The sequence below is a fragment of the Clostridium sp. AF28-12 genome (genome assembly GCF_003435225.1).
Classification (GTDB): Bacteria; Bacillota; Clostridia; order Lachnospirales; family Lachnospiraceae; genus Pilosibacter; species Pilosibacter fragilis.
Genome location: NZ_QWGJ01000015.1, coordinates 40,743 through 53,187, shown reverse-complemented (window position 1 = coordinate 53,187; position 12,445 = coordinate 40,743). Strand labels below are relative to the sequence as shown.

Below are 12,445 nucleotides of genomic sequence, written 5' to 3'. Positions count from 1 at the left end.
GGTCAGCCATGCGGTGATCCGTGCGGAATCCGGATATGTATTTTCAATGGTGCGGCATAAAGATATGATCGTTCTCTGGTACACTTTGTGAAAAAAATTCCGGATAATAGAACTTGACTAAAAGAATATGTCAGAGTACAAAATTATTTGACAAATCAGCGCCTGAGTGATAATATAGATGTATCTAAATATTATATAATGTTATATAGCATATGTAAATGTTTACTCAATCAATGGAAGGGAGAAATAGAATGAAAAAGTATGTATTACGGCGTGCTTTGATAGCAATACCAACTTTCTTTGGAATTACAGTTCTGGTTTTTTTAATTTCTTCTATGGCGTCCGGAAGCCCATTAGAGTTGTTGCTCAACAACCAGAATATTTCAGCGGCAGAAGTTGAACGACAGCGGATAAAGCTTGGTCTGGATCAACCGTTGTATATCCAGTATTTCACCTGGATCAAAAACTTTTTCCAGGGAAATCTGGGAGATTCATACAGAACAGGACAGCCGGTAATGCAAATGATTTTGGAAGGTCTTGGTCCGACAATTCTGTTGACCTTTGCGGCAGTGATCATTGCCTGTCTGATCTCAATCCCATTAGGAGTTCAGTCAGCAAGATATCAGAATAAAGGCTGGGACAATGGTTCGTCGGTATTTTCATTCCTGGCGACTTCAACTCCGAGCTTCTTCCTGGCATTGATTTTTTTATATGTTTTTTCAGTGAAATTAAAAGTCCTTCCTATTGGCGGCATGTACGATGTTGGAAAAAAGGAGACCATAGGTTCATTATTGTGCCATTTATTTATGCCGTCGGTTGTCCTGGCAATGCAGCTAGTGGGAAGCGTGATCCAGTATACAAGAAGCAGCATGCTGGAGGTTATGAGGGAGGATTTCGTCAGAACAGCACGATCAAAAGGAATCAAAGAAAAGAAAGTTATAATAAAACATGTGCTGCGAAATTCTTTGATACCGGTGGTTACATATCTTGGTATGGAAATACCGCTGCTGATTGGCGGAGCAGTTGTCACGGAGCAGGTTTTTTCCTGGCCGGGAATCGGAAGCCTGATGATCAAGTCCATAGATGCCAGAGATTATCCGGTTGTTATGGGGATTACAGTGTTGGTCGCAATTGCGGTGCTGGTATTTAATATTTTAACAGATCTTGTTTACGGAATTCTTGATCCACGGATCCGGTATAATTAAGGGAGGTGAGAAAGGTGGAAGACAGTAAAAAAGAGTCGAAAGCGAAAAACTTTATCAAGAGGTATTGTAACAACAAATTGGCGGTAATCGGTTTTTTCACACTGGTGCTTATCACACTGATCGTTATCATAGCTCCTCCGTTCCTTCCGTTTTCGGAAGCTGAGATCGATCCGTTGGCATTCAATATGCCGCCTAGCGCGAAACATCTGTTGGGAGGAGACGATGTCGGCAGAGATGTATTAAGCCGATTACTTTACGGTGGCCGGGTGTCTTTGGCAGTTGGAATTTTTTCCACGGCGGTCAGCGTGATCGTGGGAATTCCTCTGGGTATGCTGGCAGCATTTTATCGTGGGGCATTTGAAGTTGTGGTAATGCGTCTGTCAGATATTTTCATGTCATTTCCATCCACGATTCTGATTTTGTTTCTGGTATCCATGTTTGGTCCGTCAATTATCACCGTCACGGTTGTGATAGGTGTGCTCGGATGGCCGAAATTCGCAAGACAGATTTATGGAAGTGTTTTGAGCATAAGAGAAAAGGATTACATTGAAGGTGCTGTGGCGATTGGAGCAAAAGACAAGTTGATCATTACCAGATATATCCTTCCGAACGCGGTCGCTCCGATTTTTATTTCCATTACATTTCGGATCGCTTCCGCGATTATTTTGGAATCTTCGTTAAGCTTCCTTGGAATGGGTGTTCAGCCGCCGGCTGCTTCCTGGGGAAATATGCTTTATAATGCACAGTCCATCACGATCTTGACTAGCCGTCCATGGATGTGGGTTCCGCCGGGACTGGCACTGGTAATCACAATTCTTTCGATTAACTTTATTGGAAACGGTTTGCGGGATGCGTTAGATCCGAAAACAGCAAAAAAATAATTATAGGAGGAGAAAAGAAAATGACGAAGACGACAAAAATGCTGGCAATTTTATTAGCGGCAATGACAGCGCTGTCCGGATGCGGAGGAAGTGGTACAACGACCACACAGACAGAAGGGAAAACGGAAACAACGGCTGCAGCGGAAAAAACGGGAACAGAAACAGCGCAGAAAGGTCCTAAAGATGAAGTAGTAACTATGGCAGTTATTTCTTCCTGGGACACATTGAATATTTACAATACGTCAGGAAATTACGGAAACGCGGTAGCAGATCAATTATTTGAACGTCTGGTTACAAGAACACATGATGGAGTTATCGAACCCCGCCTTGCGACTGAGTGGCAAATAGCAGATGATAACAAGTCGATGACTTTCAAATTAGCTGAAAATGCATTGTGGCATGACGGAGAAAAACTGACGGCAAATGACATTGTATTTACCTGTAAGGCAATGACGAATCCAGATGTGGATAACTATTATCGTTCCGCGTTTAATGTGTTAGCGGGAACCGATGATGACGGCGTTGCAGCAGACACAGATCAGGTAGGTGTAGAAGCTGTCGATGATTACACGGTAAAATTTTCATTTAAAGAGCCGAAGGATCAGGATACTATTTTAAACGCATTCTTAAGCTTCCTTTATGTTCTTCCGGAACATATTTTAGATACTGGGAATTATGCGGATATCAATAACTCTTCTTTCTGGACAAGTCCAGTTGGTGCCGGACCATTTAAATATGTGAAAGATACTGCAGGTGAGACTTTAGAGATGGAAGCATTTGAAGACTATTATCAGGGATGCCCTGATTTTAAGACATTAGTCGTTCGTGTTGTGCCGGCAGCAAACCTGACAGCAGGACTCTTAAATGGAGATATTGATGTGGTTGGCATGGGAAGTATCCCGTTATCCGACTGGGCAACTGTCAAGAGCTCAGACTCTCTTGTGGCTGCTTCTGTAGAAGATTATTCTTATCAGTATATGTTATTTAATCTGTCTGACGAGGATCCTGATTTCCAGGACGCGAAGGTGAGAAATGCATTTGATAAAGCGATCAACAAACAGGTGATGATTGATCAGCTGATGCTGGGAGAAGGTCAGGTTGCTGTCGGACCGATGCCAAAATATCATCCGTATTATGATGAGAACCTGAAACCTAATACATATGACCCGGAAGCAGCAGAGACAATGCTGAAAGAAGCAGGATTTAATTTTGACAAAGAGTATCTGATGATCGTTCCGAAAGGAAATCAGGTAAGAGAGCAGTCTGCGCTCCTAATCCAACAGGACCTTGAAAAAATCGGTGTGAAAGTAAAAATTGAGACATATGATTTCACTACATTACTTCAGATGCTCCGCGAAGGAAAAGCTGATTTAGGTCTTCTCGGAGGCGGAAGTAATATCGATCCGAACGAAAGCAGCGTAATTTTAAAACCGAATGACGCAAGAAACTATTCACTTGTAAAAGATCCAAAGTGGTTTGATCTGGCTAACGAAGGCGTTTCTAAAGTAACAAAGGAAGAGCGGAAAAAGTGCTATGACGCATATCAGGAAGCATTAGTAGAAGATCAGCCGTATATCTGGTTATACCATCAGAATGATTTATGGGCATATTCAAAACGTTTAGCAGAAGTTCCGATCGAGAATTTTGTATGGTTTAATTTCGAAGTATGGAAATGGAAACTTGCAGATTGATCCGTGGACGGAAAGGAGATAGCATAGCGATGGAAGGACCGAAAATCGAGGAAGTATTGACATATCTTGACGAGAATTTTGATAATGATTTAAAGGCTGTCCAGGATTTTATGCGTATGAAATCCATTTCAGCGACAGGGGAAGGTATCCGGGAAACAGCGGAACGCGTGAAGGAAATGATCGAAGAGTGCGGCGGCACCTCTGAGCTGATTGAGACACCTGGTAATCCCATTGTTTACGGCCGCATTGATGAAAAAGCAGAGCACACGCTTCTTATCTACAGCATGTACGATGTGCTTCCGGCTGAGGAGCCTGACTGGATTTCAGATCCGTGGGCAGCAGAAATCCATCCGTTCAGAGATTACGGAGACTGCATTATCGGTCGTGGTGCAGTAAATACAAAGGGACCGACAGTCGCTTTCTTCAGAGCGATAAAGGCATATAAAAAAATTGCCGGAAAACTTCCGGTAAACCTTGTATTCCTGATAGAGGGGGAGGAGGAACTTTCCTCCAAATCCCTCCAGGAGTTCCTGGAAGTCAACAAGGATAAATTTAAAGACTGCGATGCAATGTTTTTCCCATCATTTGGAGAGGAAAACAGAATTGCTTCCATCTTTATGGGGGTGAAGGGAATTGTAAGCTTTGAACTGAAGTCAAAAGGCGGAGACTGGGGCGGTCCGACAGACCGAGGGATCCATGGCGCTTTTGCAGCCTGGGTTGCGAACCCTGTGTGGAGAATGACAAAAGCGCTCTCATCGATGATCGGCGAGAATGAAAATGAAATTTTGATCGATGGTTTTTATGATGGAATCTTACCATTGGAAAAGGAAAAAGACGAGGCTTTGGCTGCTTCCGCGGACCTTCTGGATGAAGAAGAGTGGAAAACAGCGTATGACGTCAAAAAATTCAAGTGGGACTTAACCGGTCTGGATCTGTGGAAAAAGATGCTGACGGTTCCGACTCTGAATATTGATGGTATCAAAGGCGGCTATATCGGTGAAGGTTCAAAGACACTTTTACCGCACGAAGTAACGGTTAAGATGGATATCCGCCTTGTTCCGGGAATGAAGCCGGACGAAATGCTGAAGAAAGTACGGAAACATCTGGATTCCAGAGGCTTCCAGGATATCGAGATCGAGGAGTATGGAAAGCCATATGATCCGTCCAGCGTACCTTATCATTCTTCTTCTGTTCAGACCTTGAAGAAAACATATGAGCTGATGGGAACAAGACCGCAGATCTGGCCCTGGAATCCGGGTTCCGCACCATATTTCCTGTTCGAGAAGATATTGGGGATCCCATACGTCACAGGCGGTATGGGACATGGATCCAGGCAGCATTCCAGCAATGAATACTGCACAGTCAAAGGAGTACTGGATTTCGAAAAATCCATGATATATTATCTGAAACTATTCCCTGAATACGCGGACAGCAAGAAAAAGTAGATGCGGGGAGGAATGTGTAATGAAGGATGATGTAATATTACAGGTAAAAGATCTGAAAACATATTTCTTTGATCGAACTGGAAAAGTTCCTGCTGTCGATGGAGTTGATTTCACCATACGAAAAGGCGAAACCCTTGGTATCGTAGGCGAGTCGGGATGCGGAAAGAGCGTTACGTCGATGTCAATATTAAAGCTATTGCCTCCGGAAGGAAAGGTTGTAGATGGGGAGATTATCTTTAAAGGGGAAAATATTGTGAATTATTCTGCGGAGCAGATGGAAAAAATCCGTGGAAAAGAAATCGCGATGATTTTTCAGGAGCCGATGACATCGTTGAACCCGGTCTATACAGTTGGAACCCAAATTTCAGAAATGATAACTGCCCATGAGAAAGTCTCAAAAAAGGAAGTAAGAGAGCGCGCCATCGAAATGCTCAGGCTTGTAGGTATTCCGTCTCCCGAGAAAAGAGTGGACGAATATCCACATGAACTGAGCGGAGGAATGCGCCAGAGGGTTATGATTGCCATGGCGCTGTCGTGCAATCCGGAACTTTTGATCGCAGATGAACCGACAACGGCTCTTGATGTGACGATCCAGGCGCAGATCTTAGATTTAATGCGTAAACTACAGAAAAAGCTGAATACATCTATTATGATGATCACGCATGATTTGGGTGTTATTGCGGAAATGGCTGATTATGTGCTTGTGATGTACGCGGGAAGGGTAATGGAATATTGTGATGTCCATTCTCTGTTTAAAGATCCACTGCATCCATATACGCAAGGTCTGATCAGCGCACTTCCTAATATTAACGATCAGAAGGACAGATTATATGTGATAAAAGGAAATGTTCCAAGCCTGTATGATATGCCTGCCGGATGTGGATTCTGGCCTCGTTGTCCTTATGCGACGGAGAGATGCAAAACAGAAGTTCCCGATTTATATCAGATAGGTGATCGCAAGGTACGATGCTTTTTACATGAAAATCGAAAGCAGGTGGTATAGGTGGCAGGGAATTTATTAGAAGTACGAAATTTAAAGAAATATTATTCAGTTAAGTCTGGTTTTCTGAATAAGGACCGTCGCAGTGTAAAAGCCGTGGACGGCATTAACTTATCGGTAAAGCAGGGAGAAATTCTTGGAATTGTCGGAGAAAGCGGCTGTGGAAAGTCGACACTCGGAAGAAGTATTTTACGATTGATAGAGCCAACAAGCGGGGAAGTCATTTTTGAAGGCACTAATATCTGCGGATTAAAGAAAGAAGAAATGCGTCTGAAACGCAGGGAAATGCAGATCGTGTTTCAGGATCCGGGCGCCTCGTTAAATCCAAGATTGACGGTTGGCGAAATTATCGGAGAACCGCTCGAAGTGTTTCATATCTGCGAGGGCAAGGAAAAAGAAGAGAGAATTTATAAGCTCATGGATTTGGTTGGGATTAACCGTGCGTATATTAATCGTTTCCCGCATGAATTTTCCGGTGGACAAAGACAGCGTCTTGGGATCGCAAGAGCACTGGCGGTGAATCCTAAATTGATCATTTGTGATGAGCCAGTATCAGCACTGGATGTCTCCATACGAGCGCAGGTGTTGAATCTGATAAAGGAATTGAAAGACAAACTGAATTTGACTTATATCTTTATTTCTCATGACCTCAGTGTTGTACATCACATCTGCGATCGCGTGGCTGTTATGTACCTGGGACGGGTTGTAGAGATAGCAGATAAAAAACAGATATATGAGAATCCGGTCCATCCATATACAAAGGCTCTGTTGTCGGCAATTCCAATGCCTGATCCGGAGGTAAAGCGGGAACGGATCATTCTTCAGGGAGATGTCCCAAATCCGGCCGATCCCCCATCAGGATGCCATTTTCATAAGCGTTGTCCTTATGCAAAAAAAGAATGTTCAGAAACAGTACCGCCGTTTGTAACAGTTGAACCGGGACATCAGGTATTATGTTGGCTGGCAGAAGAGCAGCAGTCAGAAACAAAGCATGAAGAAAAATGACGTGATGTGACCAAACAGGGATATTTGCATGGATGGAGGAATGGAAACGATGAACACACAGGAAAGTATTCTGAAGACAATTGAAGATAAAAGGGAGCAGTATATTCATGCTGCTCTTGATATCTGGGATTATGCGGAACCAATTTTTGAAGAATATAAATCTTCTGCTCGCCTTTCAGCACTTCTTGAACAGGAAGGCTTTTCCGTGACAAAAGGGGTTGCCGGTCTGCCGACCGCATTTATTGCCTCTTGGGGTGAGGGAAAGCCCGTAATCGGGTTCATGGGAGAATTTGACGCGCTTCCAAATCTGAGCCAGAAAGCAGATTCCGTTGAAAGAGAACCGATCATCGAGGGTGGACACGGTCACGGGTGTGGTCATCATACTTTGGGAACAGCGGCTGTCGCTGCTGCGATCGCGGTGAAAGACTATTTAAAGGAAAACGGAATAAAAGGAACCGTCCGTTTTTATGGATGCCCGGCCGAGGAAGGCGGTGCCGGAAAAGTGCTGATGAAACAGGCTGGAGTGTTTGATGATTGCGCCGCAGCGATCAGTTGGCATCCGACAGACGATAACGGTATATGGTCGATCAACTTTCACGCGCAGCAAAAAGTAATTTACAGCTTTAAGGGAAAACGCGCTGCTGATGCGCTGCAGATCTTTTTGATGGGCGCGACAAATGTCAGACATTATCTCGATCCATGCTTTGTCGTACGTTCTACAATTCTTTCACCGGGCGATGATGCAAACGATGGAGAAGTGCCTGAAGCCCGGATTCTATATGCATATCGCGCTCATGTGAGTAGCCAGGTCAAAGAAGGATTTCGGCTATTACATATGGCAGCATACGGCGCGGCTGTCATGACCGGATGCGTATTGACGGCGGATTATAAGACAGGAACAACCGAGCTGCTTCCGAACCGGACGCTGGAACGCACTATGTATAAAAAATACCAGATAGTGGGCACTGTTCCAATGACGGAAGCAGACTGGAAATATGCAGAACATATGCATCAGGCTCTTCCGGAAAACGGAGAACAGGCAACCTTCGATTTAATGCGACTGTTGTATGAGGAACAGGCAGAAGATATTATCAGGCAGGTGAAAGGAAAGCCGTATAATGATGTATTGTATCCTTTCCGCGAAATTAATATCCATAAGCCTGGTTCAACAGATATTTGCGATGTAAGCTTTGCAACGCCTACTGTACAGTGTGTGGCAGCGTGCTATATAAAGGATACGTTGGGACATTCCTGGCAGGAGGTTGCCCAAGGGCGCAGTGATATCTGCATGAAGGGAATGCTGGTAGCGGCAAAGGTAATGGCACTGACGGGAGCTGAGTTATTTGAACAGCCGCTTCTTTTGGAGCAGGTTCGGAAAGAGTTTGAGGAAAAGAGAGAAGCATATTCATATCTGCCGCTCCTTGCAAGGAAAACTGTAGAGAACGGGGAAATGTCTGCACAAAAAATGGATATGGAGAGGAAGCTGTCTGATTTTAACAAGTCCCGGAAAGTGCAGGTTGAGTTTACCGGTCTGTGTGACGATGGATTAGCACAAAGACAGACAGGTAAAGCCCTGTCCAAAAATGGAAATGCACTAGAGGCGCTGGAATTTTTCACTCTGGGTCTGGCATATGGGAACAAAGATATATTCGATAAGGTTGGCTATGAGACGAGAATCATGGAAACAGGCGATGAGGATATGGTTAAGGTTCCGGAACTGACGAAGATCCTGGTGACTGTAAAGCAGCAGGAAGACATTCGCAGTGATGATCTCAGAGAATTTTTTACAGGTGTGGACATGGTAGCCACAGGGGCGGCAGAAGTGACTGGCTGCCAGGTAAAATTTTTGTTTGAGTAAAAAATAAGAGGATACAAAAATGGTTAAGGTTTTGGGTTTGGGTGACAATGTGTGTGATATCTACCTGAATGAGAGGACGATGTATCCAGGTGGGCAGGCAGTTAATTTTGCGGTATACGCAGGTATGCTTGGCGTAAAATCAGATTTTATGGGCGTTTTTGGAAATGACGCGATTGCCGGTCATGTGAAGGCATCACTCGACGCCCATAGCGTTGGATACAGCCATTGTCGCAGCTATGCCGGAGAAAATGGTTTTGCGAGAGTGATGATTGTTGATGGGGACCGTGTGTTTAAGGGAAGCAATAAAGGCGGAGTAATCCAGAAACATCCGATCCGTCTTGAGAAAGAGGATCTTGAGTATGCGGACGGCTTTGATCTGATCCACACGACAAACAATGGATTTACGGATGATCTGCTTCCTGATCTGCATGTGCTTTCACCATTTGTAAGCTACGACTTTTCTTACCGCTGGAATGAGGAGGACCGTGTGGACCGTGTCTGCCCGTATATTGATTTTGCGTTCCTTTCCTGCAGCGATTTAAGCGATGAAGCAACGGAAGGGTTGTGCGGAAAACTGCATGAAAAAGGCTGTGGGGTTGTGACAGCTACCCGCGGAAGCAAAGGTGCGACAGTTTATGATGGACACCATTTTTACCGTCAACTGCCGGACTATGTGATCCCTGTGGATACAATGGGGGCGGGAGACAGCTTTGCGACGGCCATGTTGGTGACAATTTTGAAAAAATTAGAAGAGGAGTCAGAAGCAAATTGGGAAGATCCGGAAATAAGAATGAAGATTTTGCCAGCAGCATTAAAGACTGCCGCAGCTTTTTCAGCAAAAACATGTCTGATCAAAGGCGCTTTTGGTGGAGGCGTTCAAGTGCCGGATTCTGTATATGAGCAGGTGTATAAAGATTTATCTTAGTCGAGAAAACTCCCACCTCTTTTAGGTGGTGAGTCGTAGCAAATTTGTCTCAGTATGAGTTAGGTCTCCGACTAAGATAAATGCTCCGCGAGGATGCACAGTGATTCTGATAGGAATATGTCGGCTTCGCTGACAAGAATCACGCGCCAAGTCTCACGGACATTCGACTTGAAAGAATCGGAGCAGCTTGTTATGAGAAAGAAATGAAGAATAGTATTGACAAATGGTCAAAAATAAAGTATTTTATCATTAAAGAATATATGACGATATATAACAATACAAGCTGTATGAAGTCAATATGAAGCAGCGGACATGCAAATAGTCATGCCCGGACAGAGCAGCTTACAAACAACCAATACATGGGAGGAAATAATATGTCTTATATGATTGGCGTAGACGTTGGAGGAACGTTTACAGATTTCTCTGTTTTTGATCAGGAAACCGGCGAATTGTTCAATTATAAGGACAGTTCTACACCGGCAGACCCGTCCAAGGCAATTGTAAAAGGTGTGCAGGATGTATTAGAGATAAAGAAGGCAAAACCGGAGACAGTCAGCTATCTGGCACATGGTACCACAGTAGGAACCAATGCGCTGATCGAAAAGAAAGGCTGCCGCCTCGGTCTTATCACCACAAAGGGATTTAAAGACCTGATGGAGATCGGAACACAGCGCCGTCCGTCTCTTTACAACCTCCAGGCACAGAAGCCGTATCCGTTAGTTCCGTCTGGCTTAAACTGCACCGTTACAGAGCGTATCCGCTATGACGGCAGCATTGAGACACCGCTTGATGAGGGAGAGACCAGAGAAGTGGTCCGCTACTTAAAAGCCCAGGGAGTTGCTGCTATCGCAGTGTGCACCCTCTTCTCCTTCATCAATCCGGTTCATGAGGAAAGAATCGAAGAGATCATTCACGAGGAGTTCCCGGAAGCTTACGTAACGATTTCCAGCAAGCTGGCACCGGAGTTCCGTGAGTTCAGCCGTATGAGTACAACGGTCATGAACAGCTACTTAGGACCGGTTATGAAGAAGTATGTAAACAACTTCCGCGAGTCTATCGCACAGCTCGGCATCAAGGTTGAGCCGTATGTAGCACAGTCCAACGGTTCCATCATTTCCATTAAAGAGACGATCGACTGCCCGATCAAGACCGCGTTATCCGGACCGAGTGCCGGCGTTATTGCAGCGGCTTATATCGGCAAACAGTGCGAAGCAGACAAGATCATTACATTCGATATGGGCGGTACCAGCGCAGATATTTCCCTGATCGAGAACTATACACCGCAGGTATCCAACGAGCGTTACGTTGAGGGATATCCGGCAAGAATCCCGATGATCAACATCATCACCATCGGTGCCGGCGGCGGCTCCATCGCAAAAATCGATGACGGCGGCGCGTTAAAGGTAGGACCGAAGAGTGCCGGCGCAACTCCTGGACCGGCATGCTACATGCGCGGCGGCGAGAATCCGTGCGTAACAGATGCAAACATCGTCTTAGGAAAACTGAACCAGAAGAAGATCCTCGGCGGCAGAATGGACGTGGATATTGAGCTGGCAAAGAATGCGATCAAGACAAAGATCTGTGATAAATCTAATCTTGATATGAAACGTGCAGCAAACGGAATCATCACCGTAGTTAACTCCAACATGGTCCGTGCGATCCGAAGCGTATCCGTAGAGAAAGGCTACGATGTCCGCGAATTCAGCCTGATGGCATTCGGCGGCGCAGGTCCGCTCCATGCGTGCGAAGTAGCAAAAGAACTGGGAATGAAGGAAGTTCTTATTCCGCCGCATCCGGGCACACTCTGCAGCTTAGGTTTACTCTTAGCTGATACAAAGTTTGACTTATCCAGAACAAAAGTTATGAACGGTGAGGCTGACAACTTAGACAGCATCAACGAGCAGTTTGACAATATGGTAGAACAGGGAACCGGTCTTTTAGACAAAGAAGGTGTTCCGGCAGACCGCCGCTACTTTGAGTTTGCTATTGATATGCGTTATCAGCGTCAGAACTTCGAGATCAGCATTCCGGTACCGGCTGGAAAGATGACAGAGGAGACATTAAAGAAAGCACTGGCTGATTTCCATGCAGAGCACAAGAGAAGCTACGGTTACTGCAAGGAAGACGCAATCGTTCAGTTTGTAAGCTACCGTGTTTCCGCGATCGGCGTGATCGACAAACCGGATCTTAAGGCATCAGAGCTTCATCCGGAAGCACCGATCCCGGCACCGATCGAAGTCCGTCAGGTCCTCTTCCAGAACAGCGACGAGTATATTGAGACTCCGGTATACTTAAGAGAAGAATTCGTTCCGGGTCAGGCGATTCCGGGTCCGTGTATCTGCGAACAGATGGATACCACACTTGTAGTGCCGAAGGGCTGGACGATCCATGTAGATGGATATCATAACTTAAAGATTCGTGAGGAGGAGAAGTAA

At 45.1% G+C, this 12,445-nt stretch carries 9 protein-coding genes and 1 pseudogene; all 10 read left to right on the top strand.

Going from position 1 to position 12,445, the window contains the following annotated elements:
* Nucleotides 1–218 precede the first annotated feature (218 nt).
* Nucleotides 219–497, top strand: a pseudogene (locus DWY93_RS17540) (hypothetical protein); the annotation flags it as partial.
* Nucleotides 498–515: 18 nt separating this feature from the next.
* Nucleotides 516–1,205, top strand: coding sequence for an ABC transporter permease (locus DWY93_RS12640; protein WP_242990626.1), 690 nt, complete (start codon nucleotides 516–518; stop codon nucleotides 1,203–1,205).
* A 14-nt stretch (nucleotides 1,206–1,219) separates the two neighbouring features.
* A complete protein-coding gene (locus DWY93_RS12635; protein ID WP_117472454.1) occupies nucleotides 1,220–2,086 on the top strand; it encodes an ABC transporter permease in 867 nt (288 codons plus the stop codon).
* 20 nt (nucleotides 2,087–2,106) lie between these two features.
* Nucleotides 2,107–3,777: an ABC transporter substrate-binding protein gene (locus tag DWY93_RS12630; protein ID WP_117472452.1), complete on the top strand. Its 1,671-nt coding sequence runs from the start codon at nucleotides 2,107–2,109 to the stop codon at nucleotides 3,775–3,777.
* A 29-nt stretch (nucleotides 3,778–3,806) separates the two neighbouring features.
* Nucleotides 3,807–5,222: a M20/M25/M40 family metallo-hydrolase gene (locus DWY93_RS12625; RefSeq protein WP_117472450.1), complete on the top strand. Its 1,416-nt coding sequence runs from the start codon at nucleotides 3,807–3,809 to the stop codon at nucleotides 5,220–5,222.
* A 19-nt stretch (nucleotides 5,223–5,241) separates the two neighbouring features.
* A complete protein-coding gene (locus DWY93_RS12620) occupies nucleotides 5,242–6,225 on the top strand; it encodes an ABC transporter ATP-binding protein (RefSeq protein ID WP_117472448.1) in 984 nt (327 codons plus the stop codon).
* Entirely contained in the window at nucleotides 6,226–7,227 is a 1,002-nt protein-coding gene (locus tag DWY93_RS12615) for a dipeptide ABC transporter ATP-binding protein (protein ID WP_117472446.1), read from the top strand. It begins immediately after the preceding gene.
* Nucleotides 7,228–7,276: 49 nt separating this feature from the next.
* Nucleotides 7,277–9,085, top strand: a complete 1,809-nt coding sequence (locus DWY93_RS12610; protein WP_117472444.1) for an amidohydrolase — start codon at nucleotides 7,277–7,279, stop codon at nucleotides 9,083–9,085.
* A gap of 19 nt (nucleotides 9,086–9,104) precedes the next feature.
* Complete coding sequence (locus DWY93_RS12605) at nucleotides 9,105–10,010, top strand: PfkB family carbohydrate kinase (protein ID WP_117472442.1); 906 nt, start codon at nucleotides 9,105–9,107, stop codon at nucleotides 10,008–10,010.
* A gap of 374 nt (nucleotides 10,011–10,384) precedes the next feature.
* A complete protein-coding gene (locus tag DWY93_RS12600; protein WP_117472440.1) occupies nucleotides 10,385–12,445 on the top strand; it encodes a hydantoinase/oxoprolinase family protein in 2,061 nt (686 codons plus the stop codon).

Coding starts and splice junctions, on each gene's coding strand:
- DWY93_RS12605 (WP_117472442.1), top strand. CDS start 9,105: ATGGTTAAGGTTTTGGGTTTGGGTGACAATGTGTGTGATATCTACCTG.
- DWY93_RS12610 (WP_117472444.1), top strand. CDS start 7,277: ATGAACACACAGGAAAGTATTCTGAAGACAATTGAAGATAAAAGGGAG.
- DWY93_RS12620 (WP_117472448.1), top strand. CDS start 5,242: ATGAAGGATGATGTAATATTACAGGTAAAAGATCTGAAAACATATTTC.
- DWY93_RS12625 (WP_117472450.1), top strand. CDS start 3,807: ATGGAAGGACCGAAAATCGAGGAAGTATTGACATATCTTGACGAGAAT.
- DWY93_RS12600 (WP_117472440.1), top strand. CDS start 10,385: ATGTCTTATATGATTGGCGTAGACGTTGGAGGAACGTTTACAGATTTC.
- DWY93_RS12640 (WP_242990626.1), top strand. CDS start 516: ATGCAAATGATTTTGGAAGGTCTTGGTCCGACAATTCTGTTGACCTTT.
- DWY93_RS12630 (WP_117472452.1), top strand. CDS start 2,107: ATGACGAAGACGACAAAAATGCTGGCAATTTTATTAGCGGCAATGACA.